Below are 26,322 nucleotides of genomic sequence, written 5' to 3'. Positions count from 1 at the left end.
CTAAAGTTAATGAGATGTCGCAAAAAAATAACTCTAATCCTTAAAATTAAACCTCCCAGGAGTTTTTATTTTTCATCTTCTTATTTCTAAAACAATTTTTTTAAAAGCTTCAGCATCTTCAATCGCCAAATTAGACAAAATTTTTCTATTAATTTTTATATTAGACTTCAACAAACCCTCAATGAACCTTGAATAACTAATCCCAGTATCACTTAAAGCAGCCGAAATTCTTGAAATCCATAAGCGCCTAAAATCTCTTTTTCTAGCTTTTCTATCTCTTGTAGCATACATCATGCCCTTTCTCAAGGTATCTTTAGCTTTTTTATAATTACTCTTTTTTGTACCCCAAAACCCTTTTGTCTTTTTTAAAATTCGCTTACGCCTTGCAATGTGAACTGTGCCGTTTTTAGCCCTAGCCATATCTATCTCCTAAAATTATTTTAACCATAAGGTAATAAAGTTTTAATTCTTTTAACTTCAAAACAAGAAAGATTTCCCGATTTCCTTAAATTTCTTTTACGCTTAGAAGATTTTTTTGTCAAAATATGTCTTAAATTTTGTTTTTTATACTTAACTTTGCCATTTACAGTAAAAGAATATCTTTTTTTTGCACTTTTGCGTGTTTTCATCTTACTTGCCATTTTATCCCCTTTAATTTAATATTTATTTTTTAAACTTAGGCGCTACAATCAAAAACATTGTCTTGCCTTCCATTTTAGCCGCAGACTCCAAAACATAATTCACCTCCCCTACTTTTTCAAGAATACTGTTCAAAATATCATATCCTAAATATGTATGAGCAAGCTCACGACCTCTAAATCTTATTGTAACTTTAACCTTATTGCCATCTTTGAGAAAACTTAAAATGTTTTTTGATTTAAAATCAAGGTCATGGGTATCTATCTTGGGCTGCATTCTAACTTCTTTAAGTTTAATTACTTTTTGATTCTTTTTTTGCTCTTTTTGGCGCTTTTCTTGATGGAATTTATATTTTCCATAATCAATAATCTTACAAACCGGGGGAGATACATTGGGAGAAACCTCAACTAAATCAAGTCCAGCTTCTTTTGCTTTTTTAATAGCATCTTCAATTGACAAAACCTCTTGTGTTCCATTTTCAAAAATAACTCTTACCTCACGGGCCTTAATTCTATAATTAATTTTCAATTCCTTGTCATTTGATCTAGACCTATCCCTATCTCTATTGGCATTTCTATTTATCATCTAAAAAATATATACTCCTAAATCAATCAATTAATTAATTAATAATTAATTTTAATATACATTCACTAAAAAGTAAATTCTAAGAATAATGTTTGAAAAAAGTAATAAAATAACATTAATAAAAAAATAAATATCCAAATCATACAAGTTTTTAGTCAATCGATTGATTTAAAAAACGTTTAAAAGTAGAATTGTACTTACAATGAGTTTATTTTTATTAACGAGTCTGCCATTAATATTAAAAATTTATATAAATACTCAGTTAAAACAAAGCAAAACAAAAAATACCCAAGCCCATATTTTAGCAATATTTTTTGCAATAACAATTTTTTCTTTTCTTTATTTAACTCAAGAATTTATTTTATATAGATCATTTGAATTAAATTACACATCAAGAATAAATTTGGGAATTTCAATATTTATAAAAGAGCATTTATACTACTATATAGTACCATTATTAATATTTATATTTTTTTTTACCCTAAATGAAACTTCTTCATTTAACAAAAATTCAACAATTCTCATATACTTCGCATTTGGACTAATATTTTCTAAAAATCTAGAAATAGTAATCCTAAATAGCAAAATTTTTGGAATCTATGAATATATTGAATTGCCAATACTTAATGCAATAAAGTTAATATTTTCAGCAATAATCTTTAAAAAAAAAGTTAAAAAATGCCAAACATACTCGCTAAAAGAATACAAAATCATTCTTTCTCCTATTCTATTTTTAGGATTATTTATTGCAACCTTAAAAACATTAATTCTAACCAATATGAGTATCTATGCGTTAATAATGCTTGCATTAGTTTTAATATTTATAGCAACTAATAATAAGTATGCTAGGAAATAAAATGTCTAGCTCAAAAACACTTGCCATAATAGCGCTCTTGGCAATTTTAGCACAAGGATGCAAAGAATCTTCCATTATTGAAAAACAATTTAATTATGCAATAGTTTTTTCAGATGCAACCGAATATTTTTTTCAAATTCAAAAAACTCCATTCATAAAAAACAAAATACTATTTATAAATGACAAAAGTTTAGAAATTATAAAAGATAAGCTTAAAACAATAAAAAAAATACTATTAACCCATAAATCAAATAATGAAATACTAAATAACGAAATTCTAAAAGAGAAAATTTTTAATCTATCAAAAATAAAATTTTCTCTAAAAAAGTCTATTGATTTTCTACTTAACGGAAAATCAATAGACTTCCAAAAAACATTATTATTTAGAGATTTGTCTCTAAATAACGAAGACCTTGAATATTTAGAAAAAAAGGGAAAAGAAAAAAATGTTAATATTACCCTAATAAACGAAAAAAACATATCCTATATAAAAACATTTATTACTCCCCAAATAAAAACAATAATATTATTCTCTTTTAGAGATAATAATATTATTTTAAAAAAAATATCAAATTCGCCTTTTTTCAGAAATATACAATTCGTATTAATTGGCAATACAAGAAAGGACTTGAAAATTATTAAGTTAAAATATGTAATCACTCTTAAAGAATCTGATTTGATAGAAATAGTAAAAGACGTTGAAACAGATTTTCAATATGAATTTAACATCTATAAACAATAGAAATGATTAAATTTGTAAATAATAATAAAACAAATAATTATAAATAAACAATTTAATGCAACAATAAAAGATCTTTAAAGCTGTTGTATATAGCAATAGCAATGTCATCAACAGAGCAATTTTTAATCCTTGCAATTTCAAGACACACATATCCTAAAAACAAGGGTGAATTTATTTTACCTCTTAATGGCACTGGAGCTAAAAAGGGACTGTCCGTTTCTATTAAAAGATCATTAGCGTTTAATTTACTAGCAACAATCCTTAAAGGTTCTGCATTTTTAAAAGTTATATTACCTGAAAAAGAAACTTTGAAGCCCAAATCAATAAATTTTTTAGCATACTCATAATTTCCTGAATAACAATGTAGTATACCCCTATTTAAAAAATTTAAAGACTTTACAATATCATAGGCATCATCATAGGCATCTCTTATGTGTAAAATAACTGGCTTTTTGTATCTGCTAGCCAAATACAATTGCTCTTCAAAAGCTTTAATTTGGGATCTCTTGTTATCTGCCTTAAAATAATCAAGACCCATTTCGCCAACAGCAACAACATTTTCACTAATCAAAATTTTTTCAAGCTGTTTAATATCATCTTTAAAATGATCACCTAAATTTAAAGGGTGAATACCTGCTGTTAAAAACACATTAGAATAAGGGGTTAAAAGATTTTTTCTATCATTAAAATCACTAGGATGCAAACCAACATCAAGAAAATAAGAAAAGCCGTTTTTAAAACATTCATTAATAATATAGTTGACATCCAAAGATCTTTTCTTTAATTCATAAAAATGAACATGGGTATCTATTAATTTATCAAAAAAAATAGATTTTTCAGTTTCAAGTAAGCAGTCCATCATTCCATTTTTTTCCTAAGAGAGGCAAGGTAATCAATAACAACAATATTCTTCATGCCAAGATGTAAAAAACTTGATAAAATATCAACAGCACTTTCAATCTGACCCAATGCTTCATAACATTCAGCAGCACTGACATATAATGCTGAATTTTTAGGATTATTTTTTATTAAACTTTTAATAGCTATTAATGCTTCTTCATACCTGCCTTGTTCCTTTTGAAGAAGAGCAAGTCCAAGTATAGCAAACATATCAAAATCAACATCAAGAGCCTTTTTATAATAAATTTGAGAATTTTCATAATCATTTAAATAACGATAAGCATCTCCTACCCTTGTAAGAACCAAATTATTTTTAGGATCTTTTTCTACAATATCAAGCCAATATTTTAAAGCCTCTTTATAATCCTTATTACCTCTGTAACAATCAGCAAGTCCAAAAACAGCATAAAAATTGCTAGGTGAAATTTCTAAAGCTTTTTTAAAAAAATAAATTCCCCTAGTAAATTCCCTTAGCTTACGATAACAATTGCCAATTGAAGTTAATACTCTTACATCAACCTTGAATTGATTTAATTCATACATTTTAAGCCAATACTTTAAAGCTTCTTTATATTCTTTAAAGTCGTAATATAAATGGCCAATCCCTACAAGCGCATAATCATTCTCAGGCATTAATTCCATTACCTTAAGGTACGTTTGCTTGGATTTTTGAAAATTTTTTAGCTTCCTGTAAGATGCTGCAACTCTTGTTAAAACCGTTATATTCTCAGGATCATATTTTAAATACTCTTCCCATATGTCTGTAGCTTTTTTATGATCATCCAAATTTCTGTAACAATCTCCAAGCCCAAAAAGGGCATAATTATTGTTAGGATGCTTTACAAGGCATCGTTGATAATAAACTATTGCTTTATCGTAATTATTTTTCTTCCTTTCAATATCTCCAAGTCCAACAAGAGCATAATTATTCTCATTATCCTTTTCAAGGATATCGGAAAACAAGCTTTCTGCCTTAGAAAGTCTTTCTTCTTTGATCAGCTGGTACCCTCTTTTTGATTTCTCAGTGACATCAAGAAGTTGATCATCAGCAATGCTTGAGAGATCCTCTAAAGCATCCAAAATTTTTTCATTCAACATAAATACCCCTTTTAAATCGGTTTATCAAAGATATAACTTTTAATTACCTTGAACACACCACAAATAATAATACGCAAAGCTCAATTTTTAGAAATACAACAAAACTTAATCTAACTTTAATATCCAACTTAATAACATTTATTATATAAAAAAACATAAAAAAATATAATTGATCTTTTTACTTAAGCTTATTCTATTTAATCCATGAAATCGATTTAAAAAAGAATATTAAAATAAAGCATAAAAATATGTATTCTAGCAAGAAACTTGCTAAAAAGTCTAACAAAAAAATCTAAAATTAATATAAACTATTACTATCTTTCAGGAGAAATCATAATGTTTTTAGAAAAATTAAATTCAGCAACAAGTAAGATTAAGTCACTAGAAGAAAAATTGCAAGATATAAATCTAATTAAAAATCAAAAAAAATATTCAAAAATAATAAAAGAATATACACATTTAGAAAAAATAAATACTAAAAAAATTGAATACGAAAAAATACTAAGTCAAATAAATGATAACAAAACCATTTTAGAAAAAGAAGATCAACAAGAAATGAAAGAGCTAATAAAACAAGAACTAATTGATCTAGATAAAAAAAAGGAAGATCTTGAACATCAAATAAAAATACTGCTTTTGCCTCAAGATGAAAATGATAGTAAAAATATAATAATTGAAATTAGAGCTGGAACAGGGGGAGAAGAAGCTGCTCTTTTTGCAAACAATCTTTACAGTATGTATATAAAATATTCGGAAAGAAAAAAATGGAAAACAGAAATCATAAACTTCAATGAAACAGAGCTTGGGGGATTTAAAGAAATAGTCTTTGAAATTAAAGGAAAAGATGTATTTAAAAAATTAAAATACGAAAGTGGCGTTCATAGAGTGCAAAGAATCCCCATAACAGAGTCTAACGGAAGGCTTCAAACCTCAGCTGCTACTGTGGCAGTATTACCTAATATTGAAGAAACTGAAATTGATATCAATGAAAAAGATTTAAGAATTGATGTTTACAGATCATCTGGAGCTGGTGGACAACACGTCAATACAACCGATTCTGCAGTAAGAATAACACACCTACCAACAGGAATTGTTGTACAATGCCAAAACGAAAGAAGTCAACATAAAAACAAAGATCAAGCAATGAAAATACTAAGAGCAAGACTTTATGAATTTGAAGATTCTAAAAAACAAGAGCAAAGATCAAGCAATAGAAAGCAACAAGTCGGCTCAGGAGATAGATCTGAAAGAATTAGAACATATAATTTCCCTCAAAATAGAATAACAGATCATAGAGCAAACATCACTCTTTATAAATTAGAAGAATTTATGCAAGGAGAGCTTGATCAACTTCTTGATCCCCTAACAATAGAGCTTCAAGAACAAAAATTAAAAAGCAACAACATATAGTAATGAATGTAGCCGAAGTTATAAATTATGCTAAAAGTAAAAATTTAGATACAATAGAAGCACTACTAATACTTGAATTGATTTTAAAAACCAGAAAAGAATTAATAATTGCAAATATAAAAAAAAGTTTAACAAAAAGAGAAAAAAAACTTTTTTTTGATCAAATAGATAAAATAGAAAAAGGAACTCCTATTCACTACATACTGCAAAAGAAAGAATTTATGGGTATTGAATTCAGCTTAAACAAGCATGTCTTAATCCCAAGGTTTGACACAGAATGCTTGGTAGAAGAAGCCTTAATTCAAATTCAACAAAATGGCTTTAAAAAAATATTAGACTTATGCTGCGGCAGCGGATGCATAGGGCTTTCTATTGCCTATTACACTAAAAAAAAAGTAACACTCTCAGATATTTCAATAAAAGCTTTAAAAATAGTCGAAAAAAATACAAAAAAGCTTAAACTTGAAAAATTTATAGAAATAATCCACTCTAATTTGCTAAAATGCATAAAGGAAAGGTTTGATATAATTATTACAAATCCTCCTTATTTAAACAAAGAAGAATTAGAAATAAAAAATAAAATAAAAAAAGAACCTGCAAAAGCTCTTTTAGGATTCGGGAAAGATGGGCTTAATATTTCTAGAAAAATATTAAGCCAAGCAAAAGAAAAACTTAACCCAAATGGACTCATAATAATAGAATCAGCTCCTTGGCAAATAAAAAGTTTAAAAGATTTTGCAATCAAAAAAGGATTTTCACATTTAAAAACCATTTATGATCTTGAAAAAAGAGCAAGAGCGCTGGTATTAGGACAAAAAATATGATACAAGCATATGAAATTGCGCACTTAATAAAAATAAATGATCTTGAAAAAGCTAAAAATATTTTCAAAAAAACTGTTGAGAATACTTATAAAGATGAATTTGAACGGAAAAGCATATTCAAAGCTTTAGAAATAGCAGAACAGCTTCACTATGGCCAATACAGAGAAAGTGGAGAGCCTTACATTATTCATCCAATAATGGTTTCATTATTTCTTGCTAAATTTCAACTAGATTTTAAAGCAACTATTGCTGGACTACTCCATGACGTACTTGAAGATACAAATATTGAAAAAGAAGAAATAGTAAAAGAATTCGACGAAGAAATTTTAAGCCTGATAGACGGTGTAACTAAAATTCATGATTTACACAATAAAACAAGAAGCATAAAAGAAGCTAATACTATTTCAAAAATGTTTTTTGCAATGACACATGACATTAGAATAATAATAATAAAACTTGCAGATAAACTTCATAATATGACAACTCTCTCTTATTTGCCTAAAAACAGACAAGATAGAATTGCAAAAGATTGCCTTTCAACTTATGTTCCAATAGCAGAACGCCTTGGAATATCATCTCTTAAAACATACCTTGAAGATCTTTCATTTAAACATCTTTATCCTAAAGATTATAAAGAGATAAAAAATTTTTTATCTGAAACAAAAATAGAAAGAGAAAAAAAACTATACAAAGGCAAATTATCAATAGAAAAAGAACTTCAAAAAAGCGGAATTGAAGCAGAAATCACAGTAAGGTCAAAACACTTTTATTCAATATTTAGAAAAATGCAAACAAGAACAAATAAACTTACTCAAATTTTTGATACTTTGGGAATAAGAATAATTTGTAAAAAACAAAAAGAATGTTATGAAATATTAGAAATTGTTCACAGAGTGTGGAAACCAATCCCAGGAAGACTCAAAGATTATATTGCAAGTCCAAAAGAAAATAAATATCAATCACTACACACTACCGTAAGAATACCTGAAGATAATCAGCTTATTGAAATACAAATTCGAACAGAAGAAATGGACAGAATTGCTAATTATGGGGTTGCAGCTCACTGGATATACAAAGAACAAATTGCACTTAAGGCTGATGATCTTTCATTTATAAACCGAATAAAAAAATGGCAACAAGAATCGGCCAACAAAAGTCAATATTCAATGAATGATATACATAAAGAGCTTTTAAATACATTCATATATGTTTACACTCCAGAAGGAGAAGTTGTAGAGCTTCCTTTTGGATCAAATTCAATTGATTTTGCATACATAATACACACAGATATTGGAGACCAAGCTCTTTATGCAAAAATAAATGGAAAAATAAGCTCAATCACAAAACCACTTAAAAACGAACAAATTGTTGAAATATTTACATCAAAAGATTCAAAACCAGATGTAATATGGCTAAACAGCGTAAGAACAAAAAAAGCTCGATCAAAAATTAGATCGTGGCTTAATAAAAATGACAATACAATTTTTGTAGACAACAATATTATTGCGTATCTTGTTGGAGCAAACAAAGAACAAAGAAAGCTTTTTAGCTTATTCAAAGCTTATACTAAAACCAAAATAAAAAGAATTGCAATAGACTCTGAATGCAATCCTACAACAGGTGAAGACATTGTTGGAATAATACATAAAGATGAGATAATAGTGCATAATGAAAATTGTCAAAAGCTCAAGTACTATAAAAAAAATCAATTAATTGAAGTTGAGTGGGAAGCAACACCAACTAGAAAGGTGCATCACATTATTTTACTTTTAAAAGAATTGAAAGGAATATTTAGCTATCTTGAAAACATTTTCACAATCAATGACGTAAGACTTATTAGCGAAAAAATAGAAGACTGCGGGAATGGTCATGGAATAACAAACATAATAGTCTCATCAAATGCTAAAAATATAGCAAAAATTATTTCTGCTTTAAAAGAAAACCCAAATATCTTACAAATAATGCAAGTAGAAGAAGATATTAAAAATTATGACAATTAAAATATTATTATCATTATTATTAATTAACTTGACAAGCATCCCTATTGTACCAAACAAAATAAAAAAAAATGTATCCAATTTAAACAATAAAATTGCAAACATAGAGACTGAAAAGAACATAAAAGCACATATTGAAAAAATTCATCAACTAAGCAACAAACAAGAAAAAATAATAAACACTTTTAATTATATAAAAAAATATTTTAATACAAATGAAATTAAATATATGGAATATTCCTTACAAGAAATTGGATTTATTGGATATTCTCAAAAAATACTACATTCCAAAATCAAAGGTAAAGGCTTAGCTATTTATAATATAATCATTCCAATTAAAATACAAAATAATTTAAAAAATAATTTAGCAATTGGAATTGCTATTGAACTCTTGAGTACACTTAAAAATACTAACCCTGAAAACAATGTAAATTTTTTTTTTATTGAGGATGATTCTTTAGAAGAAAATACAATAATTAGTAGCAGAATTTTACTTAGCAATAATTATTTAGGGAAAAATACAAATACAATATACTTAATGCTAAACGAAAATAGAATAAAAAATAAAATTTATTTAGAAAATGAATCTTTTATTACAAATTCAAAAACAAATTTAGAATTTGTAAAAGCTATTATAAAAACCTTTGAAAAGAATAAACTTGATTTTAATACAACAAAAATAACTGAAAAAAAATCAAACAATTTATATAATCTATATTGGGACGAATCTATACCTTTTTTAATAATAAATAACAATTTAAATCCTATATTAACTCAAAATAAAAATACTATTTTTGAAATTTACAAATCAATCGAAGAAACATTAACTAATCAGTACAAAAGTAAAAATACTAATGAAATACACTATATTGTCATTAATACGCCTTTTAAAAAAATAATAATTAATGAAATTGCCTTAATAGCATTAATCTACATTTGTTATAACTTAATCATAATTGTATTCATTAGAAAATTCAAAGAAGCTGGATTAGTTATGAAGAAAGTAAAAAATAATTACTACAAATTAGTAAGACTGTTTTTTACTTTATTTTTAAGCACGTATCTATCCCTATTAATTACAAATAAAATATTTGTGGGCTATGAAAACATAACAGCTTACAGCATAACAAATTCCAAATATCTAGTAACTTTTTTTACAATTTTACTCATACATAATCTTTTGTCTCTTTTTACATATAATTTCACATTATATTTAAATTACAGACAACTTAAATACTTGGCAATATCAACCTCTATTATTGAGCTAATAATATTAATGTTTATTAAAATAGAATTTATCTTAATAGTTATTATAAAAAGCATTCTATTCTTAATAAAACCAAATAAAATTACTACTATTCAAAAAATAATAGTAATAATTATTTGGATAATCAATTTTATATTGATAACATTAATACAAAATACTACATCAATCACAAATACACTTACGTTGAGCTATCTAATCTCAATTTGTCTTTTTTCTACCATATTTATTAATATCTCAGAATATTTAAAATCTAAGCTCTCAAAAATTAAACAAAATTTTAAAAAAGCTGAAAAACTTGGTCTTACAACTTTTTTCTTAATAACCACAATCATAATATCTAGCAATATCGATAAAAAAGAGCATGTAATACAAATAGAACAAACAGTTAGCTTTCCAGAAAAAATAAATAAAATAAAAATTGAATACCTAAAAAGCAATAAAAATCCTATCCAAATAATTTCAAATGACTTTAACCTAACTTTACAAGCAAACGAAAAAACATTAGAAACTAGCATTAAAGCCAATGATGAATTAATGAATATTGATTTTAAAAAAATAGATATAGCAGAAAGAGCTGTTTATAGTATTGATTTGGTTACTCAAAAAGTTGCAAATCAAATCGAGCTACACTTTAAAAACGCATCTAAACTAATAATTTATCAAAGCAATACTCCTTATAAAATATTGGCTAATAATATTATCTTTTCACTTAAAAACATTAACTCTAAAAAAACAACAATTGCATTTACTCTTAAATCTCAAGATGACATAGCATATGAAGCATTTGCAAATCTACATGTTAAAAAAAATCAAGTTAAAATTTACAATAAAACCAATAATAAAGAAGAAAAAAATATAAAAATAAATTATTCTTACAAGATAAAATATTCAGGAATATTGCCTAAAGCAGAAAAATATAAAAGCCTTGAATACTTCAAACTAAAAAATGATAAAGAGATTGAAAATTTAAAAACTTTAAAATTAAATTAATCTTCAAAATTAATTCTTTTTTTTCTATTATTGTAACTTTGAAAAGCATAATTAATTAAATTATCCAACAAGTCTTTAAACTGAAGACCATCATGACTACACATTTTAGAAAACATAGATATATCGGTAAATCCCGGAATAGTATTTATTTCATTAAGATAAATTTTTCCTGATTTTTTTTCAACAAAAAAATCAACTCTTGCCATACCCCTGAGCTCTAAATTCTTATAAACAAGAAAGGCATATTCCTTAATGCTTAACAACTGATTTGTCTCAAGTTGTGCAGGAATATTAAAAATAATAGAATTTCCAGGAATAACAGAATATTTAGCATCATAGTCATAAAATATAAAATCCTGAACAATAATTTCCCCAGGAGAAAATATTTTTATCTTTTCATTCCCAATCACAGAACATTCGATCTCTCTAGCCTCAATAAATTTCTCTATTAAAATAGTAAGGTCATACTTTAAAGCTTCCTCAATAAAAAATTCAATCTGACTTTCACTGTAAGCTACATTTATTCCAATTGAAGACCCTAATACTGCGGGCTTAACAATAACAGGATAGCCTAAAGCCTCCCTTACATTTCTTTTTATCTCCTCTTTATCTAAAAGATAATCATATTGTCTAAATCCAATAAAAGGCACTAAAGGGATATTAAAGCTTTTAAGCAAAAGTTTGCAAAAATACTTATTGCTAGAAATAGCACTCCCTATAATGCCAGCACCAATACAAGGAATGTCCATAACTTTTAAAACCCCTTGAATAGCACCATCCTCACCGGTTCTTCCATGAACAACAGGAAAAACAACATCGATCTCAAGATTTTTGTTATTTGAAAAAATTCCAATACCAGGCAATAAGCTTACAATAGGCAAAACATCTATATCGATGAGCTTTGGAGGATCCGAAACAGAATCTAATAAATACCAAATACCTGTACACTTATCAATATAAACAGGATAAATATTGTATTTATTTAGATCCAAAAGGGCTAAATAAATGCTATAAGCAGATTTGCAAGAAATTTCATGTTCAAAAGAAACTCCACCAAATATTAACATAAGATTTTTTTTCACATCACCTCTCCTTTTCTGATTTATCTAAACTTAAAATAGCATTATTAACTATCTCTTGCTCATTCCAAAAAAGTTCTCTATTTTTATAAATTATTGAACTTTCATGTCCTTTGCCCAAAACTACAACCAGATCTCCTGCCCTTGCAAGACTTATTGCTTTTTCAATAGCCAGTTTTCTATCGGGAATAAAAAATAAATCCTGATTTATAACTTTATTCACAATTCCTTTCGCAATATCTTTAATTATACACATACCATTCTCGCCTCTTGGATCTTCGTCACAAAGGATTATTAAATCAGAATAAATATCTGCAATTTGTCCTTGCAAAAATCTTTTTGCAACATCTCTTTCTCCTGCAGAGCCAAAAACAGAAATCAACCTATTTGTAGCAAATCTTTTAAAAATAGGAAAAAGCTTGGAGAAAGCACCAGGGGTATGAGCATAATCAATTATTACAGAAAAATTTTGCCCCAAATTAACACTGTCCATACGCCCATCAAGACTTTTAATGCAAATAAGCTTGTCAACAATGTCTTGAATATCGCTATTTAAAATTTGAGAAACTAAAATAAGAGCAGCCATTATATTCTCAACATTAAAGCTCCCCAACAGACTAACATTAGCAGAATATTTAACACCTTTGTGATAAAATTCGAACCTAGTAGAATCTATTTTTTCATCAATAAAACTTACAAAAAAATCAGCTTTACTGCTTTTTAAACTATAAGTAAAAGATTTTTTAACAGCATTCTTAAAGTCAGAATAATAAGGATCGTCAAAATTAATAACGCCAAAACCAGCATCATCACTAACAGATCGGAAAAGACCTAACTTTGCATTCAAATAATTTTGAATTGTACCATGAAATTCAAGATGCTCGTGTCCAATATTAGTAAAAACAACAGCAAAATAATTAACATCAATAAGCCTTGCTGTTTCAAGGTCAAGCCCATGGGAAGTAGATTCAAGAATTGCATATTGAACCTTATTTTTAACCATATTGCTTAAAAATAAATGTATTTCTGTAGACTCAGGAGTTGATTGTCTGTAAGGATTTTTAATCAAATTTCCATTCCCATCATCAAGAAATACCGTTGATATAAAACCTACTTTAATGCCTTTTTTCTTCAAAAGCAGGTATATATAATAACAAACAGAACTTTTACCATCAGTACCAGTGACTCCAATGACTTTTAATTTTTTTGAAGGCTCATCATAAAAAATATTTGAAAAATTAGACATAAACTTTCTTATGTTAAAATTATCTACCTTGATATAAGTAACATTGGGACTGTAAAAATCCATATCTCTTGAATACACAATAACATTGCTGCCCCTTTGAATTGCAGTTTCAATAAAATCATGCCCATCAAAATGAATTCCTGGAAGAGCAAAAAACACAAACCTGGGCAAAACTAATTTGGAACTGTAAGTAACTCCTGATATTTCTAAATCAAGAGAACCTTTTATATGTTTTATTAAATCTTGATCTAATTTTAATAAAACGTCTTTAAGTTTTTTATTCATACATTAAAAGTTTACATAAAACTAATAAAAATAGCTAATAAATTCAAAATCATACTTCAATAGACAATATATTTACAATTTTCTATTTTTTTAATAAACTAAGCAATGTTACAAGGCGCTGTACCCAAGTGGCTAAGGGAGAAGTCTGCAAAACTTTGATTCGCCGGTTCGATTCCGGTCAGCGCCTTCTAAAGTCAAGTCAAAAATATTTTTATTGCTTAAGAGTATAATTTAAAGCATTTTTATTAAAGATAAATTAAAATAATACATATATGTCAGAATTAATCGTGATACTACTATTTATAATATTATCTGCTATTTTCTCAGCATCTGAAACAGCTTACACTTCTTTAAGCATGATTCAGATACAAGATATAAGAAAAAAAGGAAAATCGGGAATATCGGTGTACAACTTGGTTCAATCCCCTTCAAAATTAATCACTACTATTCTTATCGGCAACAATATATCAAATATTATTGCAAGTACACTTACAACAAAATTTGTACTTGAAAAATACGGAAACAGCGCACTTGCAATATCAACAGGTCTAATAACAATAATCGTTCTAATTTTTGCAGAAATACTTCCAAAACAAATTGCAATTCTAAACAATGAAATCATTGCTCTATCTACTTCATTTTTTTTAAAACCATTAATTTTTATATTCACTCCGATAATATATATAATAAATAAAATAATAAAAAAAATATTAAATCTTCTTAAAATTAAGACAAGCTATAAAATGACTAAAGAGAGCATAAAAAATATGCTCTCTTTAGCAGGAAATTTGGGAATTTTAAAAAACGACTCTAGAATATTTATGCAAAAAATGCTAGACATAGATCAAGTAAGAGCTTCTGAGATCATGACTCACAGAACAGAGGTTTTTTCACTCTCAAGCTCATCAAAACTAAAAAATGTAATTAAATTGATCAAAGAGGAAGGATATTCTAGAATTCCCATATACAAAGGTCAAAACAGAGAACAGATAATTGGAATTTTAATAGCTAAAGATCTTATAGAAGTCAATAAAAAAGACATGAATAAAAATGTTTCTCAATTTATTAAGCCGGCTGTATTTGTACAACAAAATAAAAGAATAAAAGACATATTAGATATTATGAGAAAAAAGCAAAAAATAATGGCAATCGTAATTGACGAGTATGGTGGTTTTTCAGGAATACTTACAATAGAAGACATAGTAGAAAAAATTTTTGGAGCAATATCTGACGAATACGACATTAAAGAGGAAAAACCTCTTATTACACAAATCAACAACAATACTTACTCAATACTTGGAGAAACTACTTTTGACGAGATCGAAGAGATAATTGGAATATCTATTAAACATAAAGAGTATACAAATACAATTGGAGGATACTTAATAGATCTGCTTGATAAAATACCAACAAAAAACGAAACCGTAAAAACAGCTGATGGAGAATATTTTATTAAGAAAATTCAGAATAATAAAATTGAAACAATAACCTTTATCAAATCTAAAAATTAGCGATAAAATTCGCTTACAAAATTAAAATAATTAAAAACATTGGGAGAAACAAATGTTTGACATAAAACAAATTTTTAATAAAACTTATGAATATTTAGTAATTATTATTACTTTAGTACTAATATTAATAATAATTATTGCAAACATATTCATAGTAGGGCCATCAGAAGAAGCAATTGTACTTCGCCTTGGCAAGCTTAACAGAACTCTTGATTCAGGAATACATGTTAAGATTCCGTTAATTGAAGAAAAATTTATCGTACCTGTAAAAATAGTCCAAGAAATTAAATTTGGATTTCTAATGTCTCCAAACGATTTTAGAGAAAATGATAATTCAGGCGATGAGAGCATGATTATCACTGGAGATTTAAATATCATAAATATTGAATGGTTAGTGCAATACAAAATAAGAGATCCTTACTCATTTAAATTTAAAGTAGAAGATCCTGAGACAACAATCAAGGATATTGCAAAGTCATCAATGAATAGATTAATTGGGGACAATACTATTTTTGAAATAATCAATGACAACAGAGTGGGAGTTACAGAAGGTGTAAAATCTTCTATGAACGAAATAATAGATAATTATAATTTAGGAATTGATGTAGTGCAAGTACAAATTAGAAATGCCCTGCCGCCAAAAGGAAAAGTTTACGAAGCTTTTGAAGATGTAAACATTGCCATTCAAGACAAAAATAAATACATAAACGAGGGGAAAAAAGAATTTAATCAAATAGTTCCCAAAATCAAAGGTGAAGCATTAAAGGTTATTGAAGAAGCCAAAGGATACAAAGAAAGCAGAATAAACAATGCATTAGCAGACACAGAAATTTTTAATGCCATACTAGACGCTTACTTAAAAAATCCAGATATTACAAAAGAAAGGCTTTACAATGAAACTATGAAGGAAATACTTGAAAACAAAGATAATATTGAATTAATTGACAAAAACTTAAAAAATTTTCTACCATTTAAAGAGGTAAAATAAATGAAATTTATAATAAATCTTTTATTATCTACTGTTAAAATTACAATCTTTGCAATAATAGTTTGCTTGACTATTTTGTCTATTTTCCAACCAATTTATATTTTGAAAGAAAATGAAATTTCAATAACTACTCGACTTGGAAAAATTCAAAGAACTGAAAGCTTAGCTGGGCTTAAATATAAAATCCCATTAATTGAAAATGTACAAATATTCCCCAAAATCATTCTTAGATGGGATGGAGAACCTCAAAGAATCCCAACAGGAGGAGAGGAAAAGCAATTAATATGGATTGATACAACGGCCAGATGGAAAATTGCAGACATAAATAAATTTTATACAACAATAAAAACAATGAATAGAGCTTACGTTAGAATTGATGCAGCAATTGAACCCGCTGTTAGAGGAGTTATTGCAAAATATCCTTTACTTGAAATTATAAGAAGCTCAAACGATCCAATCCAACGTTTGTCTAATGGAGTACTTACTCCACAAGAAACAAAAATTAATGGGATTTACAAAATAACAAAAGGACGAAAGATAATCGAAAAAGAAATAATTAATATAGCAAACAACAATACCAAAGATATTGGGATTGAAATTGTAGACGTACTAATAAGAAAAGTTACTTATGATCCAAGCCTTATTGAATCCGTAAACAACAGAATGATTTCAGAAAGACAACAAATAGCAGAAGAACAAAGAAGCATAGGATTAGCTGAAAAAACAGAAATTCTTGGAAGCATAGAAAAAGAAAAGCTAAGCCTATTAAGTGAGGCAAAAGCCACTGCTGCAAAAATAAAAGCTGAAGGAGACCGGGAAGCCGCAAAAATTTATTCAAATACATATGGTAAAAATATTGAATTTTACAAATTTTGGCAGGCATTAGAAAGCTATAAAGCAGTATTAAAAGATAAAAGAAAAATTTTCTCAACAGATATGGATTTCTTTAAATATCTTCACAAAAGAAATTGAAAATTTATTTTGTATAAATTTTTTCTTTAAAAACTTGTGAAATAAAAATTCTAAATTACTGTTATTATAAATAAAGTGGCAATTTAAGTCTTTATTTAAGTTTAAAAAACAAATAAAACCATTTAAAAATCTCCAAGAAAATATTGTTTCTAACTTTAAAAGATTAATTAAATTCTTAAAATTGCTTATTTAAAAGTCCAAAGAAGCTATAAATCTTTTTTTTTTAAACACTACACTCAAAAGCTAAAATTTGAAAAGAGTTGACAAACATATATACTTATGAAAAAATTAAGGTATTAGAATAAAAACGCTGCTGTAGCTCAGTTGGTAGAGCATAGGACTGAAAATCCTTGTGTCAGGAGTTCGATTCTCCTCGGCAGCATGTTAATTTAAATTACAGTTGTCGCTGTAGCTCAGTTGGTAGAGCATAGGACTGAAAATCCTTGTGTCAGGAGTTCGATTCTCCTCGGCGACATTTATTTAAAGATTTAAAGGATCTCAAAATGATACTTAAAAAAATAAAGCAAATAAAAGATCTAAATCAACAAGACGTAATTTTTGCAAGAATAGGAAATTTATCAAAACTTGGCACAAGAGTAAATGAAAAAATTATTAAAATACTTAATAAAGGGAATACACCCTACATTCCTGTACTTAAAAAAGAAGAAGATGTGTCATATGAAGACCTGATAAAAAAAATAAATGAAGAAATTTTGAATAATGATCTTAGTTATTTAAGAGAAAAGCTAATAGATAATCTAAAAGACGTATATAAACCCTTTAAGGAAGATGACCCAATATTTTTTACCAAAGGTAAAAAACCACTCATGAAAATAAATACATTAATGGAGGTTGAACCCAATCAAATTTATTGGAAAGAAATATTAGAAGGAAGCTTTAAAATACTTCCAAGGCATAAAATAACATCTTTGCAAAAAATTTTATTAGAAATATATCATTATTTTGATGTTCAAAAGCTTAGAACAAAAGAAAACCTTAAAGATAAAAAAACTTTAAAAAAATTATATTTATATTCTGCTAGAAGAGATTATGAATTTTTTAAAGGAAAAGTCAAAACAGAAGGCGATTCAATACTGCTACATTCAGTCGACACAACAATTTATTTTCTAATTACAATTGCAAATTTGAATAAAACAAGATCTTTGAAAAATGCACCCCGTTCAACCATGAAATTTTTTCTTGATAAAACTGAATATACCGAATTTACAGAATTTTTCTACTCAGAAGACATGATACTGCAAGCCGCACTAGGGTCATTGTTACACTCAATAGGATTAATGCATATAACAATACTAGAAAATATAGGAAATAAAATAAGCCTTAAAGATAAAAATTTAAAAGAACAGCATAAATTAAAAATAGAATACTTGGAAAAAAATATTAACATTGCTAAGAATTTGTTTAGAATAAGGGAAGATATTTCAGCTATTACAAAAATGATAATCAATGGGCAAAAAGACTATCTTGATGCTACTGGATATCCACAACTAAAAATCAACAAATTTATTCATGAACTTGTTAGAATTTTTTGCATAATAGACACTTACGATGAGTTGGTAAATCCAATAATAATAAAAGAAAGCGCCAACCCTTTAGAGACTGTTAAATTTCTAATAGAAAATAGTGGAAAATACTATTGGAACAGAAAAGAGCCTAACGAGCAAGCAAAAAACAAAAAATTTGACATTAAGATGCTAGAAAATTTTTTAACAATACTTGCACCTTTTGATTATGGACAAATAGTAAGTGTAAACAAAAAAAATAATGATGAAAATCTTTTTGAAGCTGCTGTTATTGAATACAAAATGAGTGTTATGCCAAATCTATCTATAATAAACAAAAAAAACCAAACTTACAAACTAGGAGAAATAATATTAGATCTTGAAAATAAAGAAATTTTAATAAAAGATACAGATGGAAATTATAAAAAAAATCCATTAAAAAATGTGGACGATTTTATAATAAAAAACAATATTCCAGAATTAAATAAAAATGAAATTCAACTCATTCTCTTTAACTATGACAGAAAATCAAAGTCTACAACATTCTCAAAAAAATAAGTTTTGATCCCCCATACCTTTTTAAATTATAAACTGAAAATTTGGATGTATTTATGTCCAAATCTTCCCCAAAAGGACAATGCATAATGATATTAACTTTATCATTTAAAATTTTACCTTTTGAAATAATCTCAAGCAAATTAATCTTATTTTGATAATTAAAAGGAGGATCAAGATAAATAAAATCATAAAAAAGATCTTTTTTACCTAAAAAATCCTCTGCTTTTTGAAAAAAAAATTTATAAAATTCCTCAACAAAACTAAAATTTTTCACTAATGTAATTTTAGTTTTTTTATTACATTCAACAAGATGAGCAAGACTAGCTCCCCTGCTAAGAGCTTCAACAGACATTATGCCAGTCCCTGCAAAAACATCCAAAAATTTTGAGTTAATAATATCTTTAAAAATAATAGAAAAAAAGGCTTCTCTGACAAGAGACATCACAGGACGAACAGCGCCGGTCTTGGGAAATAAAATTTTTCTACCTTTATATTTACCAGAACTTACATACATGAATAAAAATTTTAAAACAATTTTTAAAAACATTGAATATATAAAGTTAAATTTTTGCTATAATCTTATTTCAAGAGAGAAAAGTATGAAAGGCATTATTCTAGCAGCTGGCTATGGAACAAGATTTTTACCAATAACAAAAACAATTCCAAAAGAAATGTTGCCAATTTTAAACAAGCCAGCCATAGATTATATTATCCAAGAATTTATCGATTCAGGAATAAAAGACATTTTATTAATAAACTCAAGACGAAAAAAAGTTCTTGAAGATTATTTTGATAGAGAAATTGAACTTGAAAATATTTTTTTAAAAGAAAATAAAAAAAATGAATTAGAAAAAATCAAAAACAAAAAAATTAACATAAGCTTCATAAGGCAAAAAGAAATGTTGGGCACAGGAAATGCTTTGCTTTATGCAAAACCCTGGATAAATAGAGAGCCTGTAATTGTAGCTTACCCTGACGATCTTCACATTGGAAATCCACCATTAAGCTTACAATTAATCAAACTTTATGAAAAAACTGGAAAAAACATAATATCTATTATGGAAAATCCGGAAAATATAAACAGATACGGAGTAATAGATCTATATGAAGATGAAATCCATGTAAAAAACATTGTTGAAAAACCAAAAATTGGAAGTGAGCCTAGCAATAAAGCATCTATTGGAAGATTTTTGTATAACTATGAGTTTTTTGAACATTTAGAAGAAGGATTTAAACTACATCAAAAGGGTGAATACTATCACATTTATGCTTTAAAAAAACTTATGGATCAAAAAAAAGTATTATATAAAAACATTAAGGGAAAAAGAATTGATATAGGAACTCTTGAAGGCTATTTAGAAGCAATAATAAATTTTGCAAAAAAAGATAAAAATTTAATGGAAATTATAAAAAAAGGAATAAATGAAAACGGTTAAAAAGGATTCAGAATTTTATGATTCCCTTGCTAAATTAAAAAAGTACATAATCAAATATATAGAAGAAAAGGCTTTAAAATACAGTATTTCTTCCCAACTTTACAAATTAGAAAAGCCCGAAATAATTGAACTTATAAAAATTAGCAATGATTATGAAAAGGAAAAAAATGTATTAAATATTTCGCTTGAAGAATACTACTACAAAAAAACTCAAAATGAAATAATTAAAAAATGGATACTAGAAATAGTAAAAAACAAAAACTTCACTCAAATAAGCGAAGAAGCTAATTTCATTACCAAAAAATTAGGAATAACATATAAACTAAAATCTAACATCTTTTTAAAACTAATTGAAATACAAAATAACCCTTATTATTCTCAAGAAAAAAAAGACATTTACAAACAAGTTATATTAAATTTTTCTAGCAATATTAACATTGATAGCTTAGAGCAAACAATAGACATTCTAGTAGCTGTAAGAAACAAAAATAAAATTAAAATATTAAATATTTTAAATAAAAATTTAAAAAATCAATCGGAAAATCAAAAAATTTTTAAATCAAGCTTAATTAATAAAGAAAGCAGACTAATAAAACTAACAAGGATGCTAATACTTACATATTGGCCAGTTGGGTGTTTAAGTAAAAACATTTTTATCAAAATTTTAATAAAATATTACAAATACTTGGAAGAAGAAATTTTAGCACTAAAGTATAATGAAATTTTAAACTATTTACGTGCAATAAAAACTTTAAGTCTTAATGAAATTTTCTACAAAGGTTCGAGTAAAAATATTAACTTTAATTATTTTTTTAGTGATTTTACACAATACAGCCCAAAGGATTTTCAAGACACATTAAAGCGTTATTTATATGTAGTTGAAAAAACAATAACAAAAAAATATTTAACTTGGTTTTTCAAGGACAAAATATCAAATAATTGGGAATCTTTCATATATGCACTTGAATACATTCAAAAACATAAGTTAATTAACATAAAAGAAAAAATCAAAGAAATTATAACTGCAAAATTTCAAACAGAAGATTTTTTCATATCTTTTGATAAAACAAATTTTAACCCTTATGAAAGCTCAATCATATTTAAAGACAAATACATTAAAAATGCATTCATAAAAAGCATTATTAACTATGTCGAAAAAAATTCTCAGAATATAGAAACTTATGGATGGATTGCATTCTACATTTATGCTGACAATGAGGATAAAAAATTTTTTTGTCAAAACATGAAAGAATTTTTCAAAACCAAACCCTTTGAAATACAAAATCAAATATTTATATATTTTCTATCTTTTTATCCTAATATTGAAAACAAACATTTCAAATTTATATCAGATATACTGCTTTACCTTGACGAAAATAAAATTACAATACCTAAAAAAATAATAAAAATGCAAAAAATAAATCCCAACCAACTAGATTATCAAAAATCATATCTTTTAATAAAATCACTAAAAACAAGATCTAGAATTTTAAAAATTATTCTCAAGAATATAAGATTTAACCTTATTGAAAAACTAGAAGATGAAAATGAGAAAAAATTATTACCTGCAATATGCTATTTAATATATTGTGAGAATTTGGTAGAATTAAAAAACAATAGAAAGATAAAATCTAATGAAAAAAGTAGTTTATTAGAATTTATTTCTTTTTTCAAAACAAAATTGAAGCAAAAAATAAATTTTAAAAAAGAGCTTATGAAATCTAAAGGCATTTAATCTAAATTAAGTATAATAGGAAAAAAATGAAGATTTATTTATTATTAAATAAAAATTGTAAAATTTTTATTTTATTTTTAATTTTAATATTTAATTCAAAATTGGCATATTCTCAAAGGCTAATTAGAATCGGCAAAGAAGAAATGAAAAACAAAAATTACATTCAAGCAATCGAAACACTAAGCGATGCTATTAAAAAATATCCAAAAGTACAACTTGGATATTATTTTTTATCAATAGCATACAGAGAAAATAACCAGCTAACAGAAGCAGAAGGGGCTTTGCTCGATGGAATTGCAGTGGGGGGTGAGATTGATTACATATTATATTATGAATTAGGTAACATAATGTTTAATAGAGGAGAGGGATACTATCCTCTAGCAATAAAATATTATTCTAATTCTATTAAAAGCAAACCCAATTATGACAGCGCACTGCTAAACAGAGCTAATGCTTATGTTCAACAAGGCAAAATAACATCTAAAGAAAAAGAATATCAAAAGGCTTGGGACTCATATACTATGGCTATCCACGATTACTCACAATTTATTACCCTTAGGTCAAAAACAGAAAAAAAAGACAGCATTTTACTTATAATAAGCTATTTAAGAAATGAAAAAATCAACCTTGAAAAACTTGACAAAAGTTTAAAGGGGCGAACCGAGCATATTGTATACGCAAAAGAAGATAAAAATCAAATACTTAAAGATAACTTTAAAGACAACCTAGAAACAAATTCTTTAATTGAGTTAGAAAAACTTAATTGGCAAGAGGAGTTATACATAGATGAATAAAAAACGTACAAATTTTTCGGTATTATTGCTTTTAATTTTCTTACTTATTTTATCATTTGGGGGTTTTGGTTACTATATATATCAAAGCAAATTAAATGACAAAAATCGAGAAATAATGCTAAACGAAGTTAAAAATAGCGTAATAGATCGAAATTATAAAAAAGCATATTCTGTTGCAAAACTTCTGCAAGACAAATACCCAAAAAATGAAGACATTGCAATGCTTACAAATACACTAGCAGAAATTGCCAACAGCAGTCCTTTTGAATCAAACGAATTACAAAGAGATTCTGCAAATCAAATCCTAGATAAGATCAAGGGTCAAGAAAATACAAAAACAAATGTAAACGAAAATTTTGATATCGCATTTAACAATAGATATATTAAAGACAGCGCAATAACAGAAAACTACGCTGACAGAAACAATGACATTGGTATTGAAGATGAAGACATATCTGAATTTAAAAAAAGCAAAATCCCAGAAAAAGTAAACCAAAATGCAAAACCAAAAGAAGATGATCAAGCAATACAATCTCCAAATCCCAAATTAAACGTTAATGATCAAAAAAATTTATTTAATTTGGAAAAACTAAAAAAAAATTTAAGCGAAAAATCAAATAGTGAAAATATTTTAAAAACCCCTCAAAATATAGAAAATGATAAGCAAAACTCAAATTTCTCCAAAGACTCCAAAGAAAAAAATTCAGAGCATATTTTAAAAAACCTAGACAATAGTAAATATTCAAAAAATGATAATGCCACATCTTTAAAAGATATTCCTTCAAATTCTAAAAAAGAAAGTGATTTTTCTCTGCCCAGTCAAACAATAATAGGGAAAATTAATAGACCATATAGTTACTTAATAAAAAAAGAGCTCTATGAAATATTAGACGATATTAATACCGGTAGAGTCACACTTGGAAAAAACAGATTAAAAAAATTAATTAAAAAAGGGTTAAGCAATAAATTTCAAAAAGTAAATGAGCTGATTGAAAGTTTAAAAAATAAAGAAGCCTCCAATTTACTATTAACCTTAATAAAAAAAGATATTGAACCAAATTTAATTAATATACCCAATATACCAAAAGATCCTTACAAAAAAGACATTTTTCACTTAAATAAAAAAGACAAGAAAACCCAACAATCGGAAAACCTTAAGTCTAAGATCTATTCAATAAAACCTACTGATCTTGAAAACCCAAAAACCAGGCAACAAGCCATTAAAGATCTAAACGAATTCTTGAAAATAAATCCTAATGACACTTATGCCTCTAAAACTTTAGCTCAAGCTAATAAAATACAGCAATCAGAAGACCTTAAGTCTAAGATCTATTCAATAAAACCTACTGATCTTGAAAACCCAAAAACCAGGCAACAAGCCATTAAAGATCTAAACGAATTCTTGAAAATAAATCCTAATGACACTTATGCCTCTAAAACTTTAGCTCAAGCTAATAAAATACAGCAATCAGAAGACCTTAAGTCTAAGATCTATTCAATAAAACCTACTGATCTTGAAAACCCAAAAACCAGGCAACAAGCCATTAAAGATCTAAACGAATTCTTGAAAATAAATCCTAATGACACTTATGCCTCTAAAACTTTAGCTCAAGCTAATAAAATACAGCAATCAGAAGACCTTAAGTCTAAGATCTATTCAATAAAACCTACTGATCTTGAAAACCCAAAAACCAGGCAACAAGCCATTAAAGATCTAAACGAATTCTTGAAAATAAATCCTAATGACACTTATGCCTCTAAAACTTTAGCTCAAGCTTATGAAAACAATGGGGATTTACTAAAAGTAGAAAATGTATATGAAAAAATTGCTAAGCTCACAAATGCCCAAGAAGATTACTATAAACTTGGAATCATTAGATTCAAGCTCAAAAAATATGAACACTCAATAGGGTCATTTGATCAAACAATAAGGCTCAATCCAAAGCATAAAAAAGCACACAATAACAAAGGAATAGCTTTAATGATGCTAAATAAAAACAAAAAAGCAGTAGAATCTTTTGAGAAAGCAATACAAATTGATAAAAATTATGACACTGCCTACTACCAAAAAGGAATAGCAGAAGAAAAAAATGGCAACATGCAACAAGCATTTACAAGTTTTAAAAATGCCTACAATATCGACAAAAAACTCAATTATGCATTAAAAGCTGGAATAGTATCAAACAACTTAGGCAACTTCAAAGAAAGTGAGGAGTATTTAGGTTTTTTTAATGACAATACAAAAAAACCTAACGAAATTGCTATTTATAACCTATCAATAGCAAAATTTGAAAACAATAAACTTGAAGAATCTCTTGAAATAATAAACAAGGCCATCAATTTAAATCCAGAAAAAAGCGAATATTTATATTTAAAAGCATCTATAAATCTTAAAAAAGAAAATTACCCAAATGCTATATCACTTTACAGCTCAGTAATTGAAAAAAACCCTGAAAATACTTCAGCCTACATAAACCTAGCAAAAGCATATGAAAAATCAGGAAATAAGGCTCAAGCAATCTCAACTCTTGAAAAGATAATAAACAAAAACAATAAATTGGCCTTAAACAATCTTGGAATACTTTACAAACAACAAAAAAATTATCAAAAAGCAATTGAAATTTTTGAAAAAGCAATAAAAAATTCAGATATTGAAGCAAAATATAATCTTGCAACCACTCTAATTGAAATTAATGATAACACAAGAGCTAAAGACCTTCTAAAGGAATATACAAAATTAAAACCAAACAATCCAGAAGCCCTACATGCACTCGGAATAATAGAATATAATGAAAATAATAATGATCAAATATTAAGAGAACTTGTCAAAAAATTTCCAAATTACAAGAAAAATGAAAATATTAGAAAAATAATAGGAATATAAATT

At 26.7% G+C, this 26,322-nt stretch carries 21 protein-coding genes, 3 tRNA genes and 1 pseudogene; 17 read left to right on the top strand and 8 right to left on the bottom strand.

The genetic code is table 11. The features are described from left to right. Nucleotides 1-72: 72 nt before the first annotated feature. From rplT to infC, 3 genes are read right to left on the bottom strand one after another with little or no spacing between them, the layout of a single operon-like run. Nucleotides 73-420 carry a 50S ribosomal protein L20 gene (rplT, locus tag BLA33_RS03365; RefSeq protein WP_029346774.1) on the bottom strand — a complete coding sequence of 116 codons (348 nt, stop codon included), beginning with the start codon at nt 418-420 and terminating at the stop codon, nt 73-75. Nucleotides 421-440: 20 nt separating this feature from the next. Next, a complete protein-coding gene (rpmI, locus tag BLA33_RS03360) occupies nt 441-641 on the bottom strand; it encodes a 50S ribosomal protein L35 (protein ID WP_004792027.1) in 201 nt (66 codons plus the stop codon). Nucleotides 642-663: 22 nt separating this feature from the next. Next, nucleotides 664-1,224 (bottom strand): translation initiation factor IF-3, encoded by a 561-nt coding sequence (gene infC / locus BLA33_RS03355; protein ID WP_004791674.1) that lies wholly within the window; start codon nt 1,222-1,224, stop codon nt 664-666. A 202-nt stretch (nt 1,225-1,426) separates the two neighbouring features. Here infC and BLA33_RS03350 point away from each other — a divergent pair, with 202 nt between their 5' ends. Further along, nucleotides 1,427-2,080 (top strand): membrane protein, encoded by a 654-nt coding sequence (locus tag BLA33_RS03350; RefSeq protein WP_029346776.1) that lies wholly within the window; start codon nt 1,427-1,429, stop codon nt 2,078-2,080. A gap of 1 nt (nt 2,081) precedes the next feature. Next, nucleotides 2,082-2,822, top strand: coding sequence for a hypothetical protein (locus tag BLA33_RS03345; RefSeq protein WP_075226484.1), 741 nt, complete (start codon nt 2,082-2,084; stop codon nt 2,820-2,822). Between the two features lie 52 nt (nt 2,823-2,874). Here the strand turns inward: BLA33_RS03345 and BLA33_RS03340 are convergent, their stop codons facing one another. Continuing rightward, a complete protein-coding gene (locus BLA33_RS03340) occupies nt 2,875-3,684 on the bottom strand; it encodes a TatD family hydrolase (RefSeq protein ID WP_029346777.1) in 810 nt (269 codons plus the stop codon). Next, on the bottom strand, nt 3,681-4,820 hold the full coding sequence (locus BLA33_RS03335) for a tetratricopeptide repeat protein (protein WP_029346778.1): 1,140 nt from the start codon (nt 4,818-4,820) through the stop codon (nt 3,681-3,683). The genes BLA33_RS03340 and BLA33_RS03335 overlap by 4 nt, the downstream gene beginning before the upstream one ends. A 336-nt stretch (nt 4,821-5,156) precedes the next feature. Here BLA33_RS03335 and prfA point away from each other — a divergent pair, with 336 nt between their 5' ends. The 4 genes and pseudogenes from prfA (at nt 5,157) to BLA33_RS03315 (ending at nt 11,308) form a co-directional block, all read left to right on the top strand. Continuing rightward, nucleotides 5,157-6,230, top strand: a complete 1,074-nt coding sequence (gene prfA, locus BLA33_RS03330) for a peptide chain release factor 1 (protein WP_029346779.1) — start codon at nt 5,157-5,159, stop codon at nt 6,228-6,230. A 2-nt stretch (nt 6,231-6,232) separates the two neighbouring features. Beyond that, a pseudogene (gene prmC, locus BLA33_RS03325) lies at nt 6,233-7,067 on the top strand (peptide chain release factor N(5)-glutamine methyltransferase). Beyond that, nucleotides 7,051-9,054 carry a guanosine-3',5'-bis(diphosphate) 3'-pyrophosphohydrolase gene (gene spoT / locus BLA33_RS03320; protein WP_004791832.1) on the top strand — a complete coding sequence of 668 codons (2,004 nt, stop codon included), beginning with the start codon at nt 7,051-7,053 and terminating at the stop codon, nt 9,052-9,054. Before prmC ends, spoT begins: the two are co-directional and overlap by 17 nt. Further along, nucleotides 9,044-11,308: a ligand-binding sensor domain-containing protein gene (locus BLA33_RS03315; RefSeq protein WP_029346780.1), complete on the top strand. Its 2,265-nt coding sequence runs from the start codon at nt 9,044-9,046 to the stop codon at nt 11,306-11,308. The genes spoT and BLA33_RS03315 overlap by 11 nt, the downstream gene beginning before the upstream one ends. Here BLA33_RS03315 and BLA33_RS03310 read toward each other — a convergent pair. Together BLA33_RS03310 and BLA33_RS03305 are read right to left on the bottom strand one after the other, a co-directional pair. Next, nucleotides 11,305-12,390: a D-alanine--D-alanine ligase gene (locus BLA33_RS03310; protein WP_075226480.1), complete on the bottom strand. Its 1,086-nt coding sequence runs from the start codon at nt 12,388-12,390 to the stop codon at nt 11,305-11,307. The two genes, BLA33_RS03315 and BLA33_RS03310, sit on opposite strands and share 4 nt — an antisense overlap. A 1-nt stretch (nt 12,391) precedes the next feature. Further along, nucleotides 12,392-13,918, bottom strand: a complete 1,527-nt coding sequence (locus tag BLA33_RS03305) for a UDP-N-acetylmuramoyl-L-alanyl-D-glutamate--2,6-diaminopimelate ligase (protein ID WP_075226478.1) — start codon at nt 13,916-13,918, stop codon at nt 12,392-12,394. Between the two features lie 114 nt (nt 13,919-14,032). On the opposite strand from BLA33_RS03305, the gene BLA33_RS03300 reads away from it, so the two are divergent. From BLA33_RS03300 to BLA33_RS03270, 7 genes are all read left to right on the top strand, one after another. Next, nucleotides 14,033-14,105 (top strand) — tRNA-Cys (locus BLA33_RS03300). 85 nt (nt 14,106-14,190) lie between these two features. Further along, a complete protein-coding gene (locus BLA33_RS03295; RefSeq protein ID WP_075226476.1) occupies nt 14,191-15,429 on the top strand; it encodes a hemolysin family protein in 1,239 nt (412 codons plus the stop codon). A 52-nt stretch (nt 15,430-15,481) separates the two neighbouring features. Continuing rightward, nucleotides 15,482-16,417 carry an FtsH protease activity modulator HflK gene (hflK, locus tag BLA33_RS03290; protein WP_029346781.1) on the top strand — a complete coding sequence of 312 codons (936 nt, stop codon included), beginning with the start codon at nt 15,482-15,484 and terminating at the stop codon, nt 16,415-16,417. After that, nucleotides 16,418-17,389 (top strand): protease modulator HflC, encoded by a 972-nt coding sequence (gene hflC / locus BLA33_RS03285; RefSeq protein ID WP_004791798.1) that lies wholly within the window; start codon nt 16,418-16,420, stop codon nt 17,387-17,389. It abuts the gene before it with no gap. A gap of 309 nt (nt 17,390-17,698) precedes the next feature. Further along, nucleotides 17,699-17,771, top strand: a tRNA-Phe gene (locus tag BLA33_RS03280). Nucleotides 17,772-17,791: 20 nt separating this feature from the next. Continuing rightward, nucleotides 17,792-17,864, top strand: a tRNA-Phe gene (locus BLA33_RS03275). A 28-nt stretch (nt 17,865-17,892) separates the two neighbouring features. Then, nucleotides 17,893-19,470 carry an HD-GYP domain-containing protein gene (locus BLA33_RS03270; RefSeq protein WP_075226474.1) on the top strand — a complete coding sequence of 526 codons (1,578 nt, stop codon included), beginning with the start codon at nt 17,893-17,895 and terminating at the stop codon, nt 19,468-19,470. Here BLA33_RS03270 and rsmD read toward each other — a convergent pair. Next, entirely contained in the window at nt 19,448-20,017 is a 570-nt protein-coding gene (gene rsmD, locus BLA33_RS03265; protein ID WP_004791767.1) for a 16S rRNA (guanine(966)-N(2))-methyltransferase RsmD, read from the bottom strand. The two genes, BLA33_RS03270 and rsmD, sit on opposite strands and share 23 nt — an antisense overlap. Before the next feature lie 52 nt (nt 20,018-20,069). On the opposite strand from rsmD, the gene BLA33_RS03260 reads away from it, so the two are divergent. Genes BLA33_RS03260 through BLA33_RS03245 form a run of 4 tightly spaced genes read left to right on the top strand, consistent with a single transcriptional unit; the run spans nt 20,070 to nt 26,319 of the window. Further along, complete coding sequence (locus BLA33_RS03260; RefSeq protein WP_075226585.1) at nt 20,070-20,906, top strand: UTP--glucose-1-phosphate uridylyltransferase; 837 nt, start codon at nt 20,070-20,072, stop codon at nt 20,904-20,906. Further along, nucleotides 20,893-22,641, top strand: a complete 1,749-nt coding sequence (locus BLA33_RS03255; RefSeq protein WP_029346674.1) for a BB_0208 family protein — start codon at nt 20,893-20,895, stop codon at nt 22,639-22,641. Before BLA33_RS03260 ends, BLA33_RS03255 begins: the two co-directional genes overlap by 14 nt. A gap of 26 nt (nt 22,642-22,667) precedes the next feature. Next, nucleotides 22,668-23,435, top strand: coding sequence for a tetratricopeptide repeat protein (locus BLA33_RS03250; RefSeq protein WP_014653448.1), 768 nt, complete (start codon nt 22,668-22,670; stop codon nt 23,433-23,435). Beyond that, a complete protein-coding gene (locus BLA33_RS03245; RefSeq protein WP_075226472.1) occupies nt 23,428-26,319 on the top strand; it encodes a tetratricopeptide repeat protein in 2,892 nt (963 codons plus the stop codon). The genes BLA33_RS03250 and BLA33_RS03245 overlap by 8 nt, the downstream gene beginning before the upstream one ends. Nucleotides 26,320-26,322 lie beyond the last annotated feature (3 nt).

The organism is Borreliella garinii (assembly GCF_001922545.1).
Taxonomy (GTDB): Bacteria; Spirochaetota; Spirochaetia; order Borreliales; family Borreliaceae; genus Borreliella; species Borreliella garinii.
Note: the sequence above shows the minus strand (reverse complement) of the source record. Positions and strands in the feature narration are given on the sequence as shown.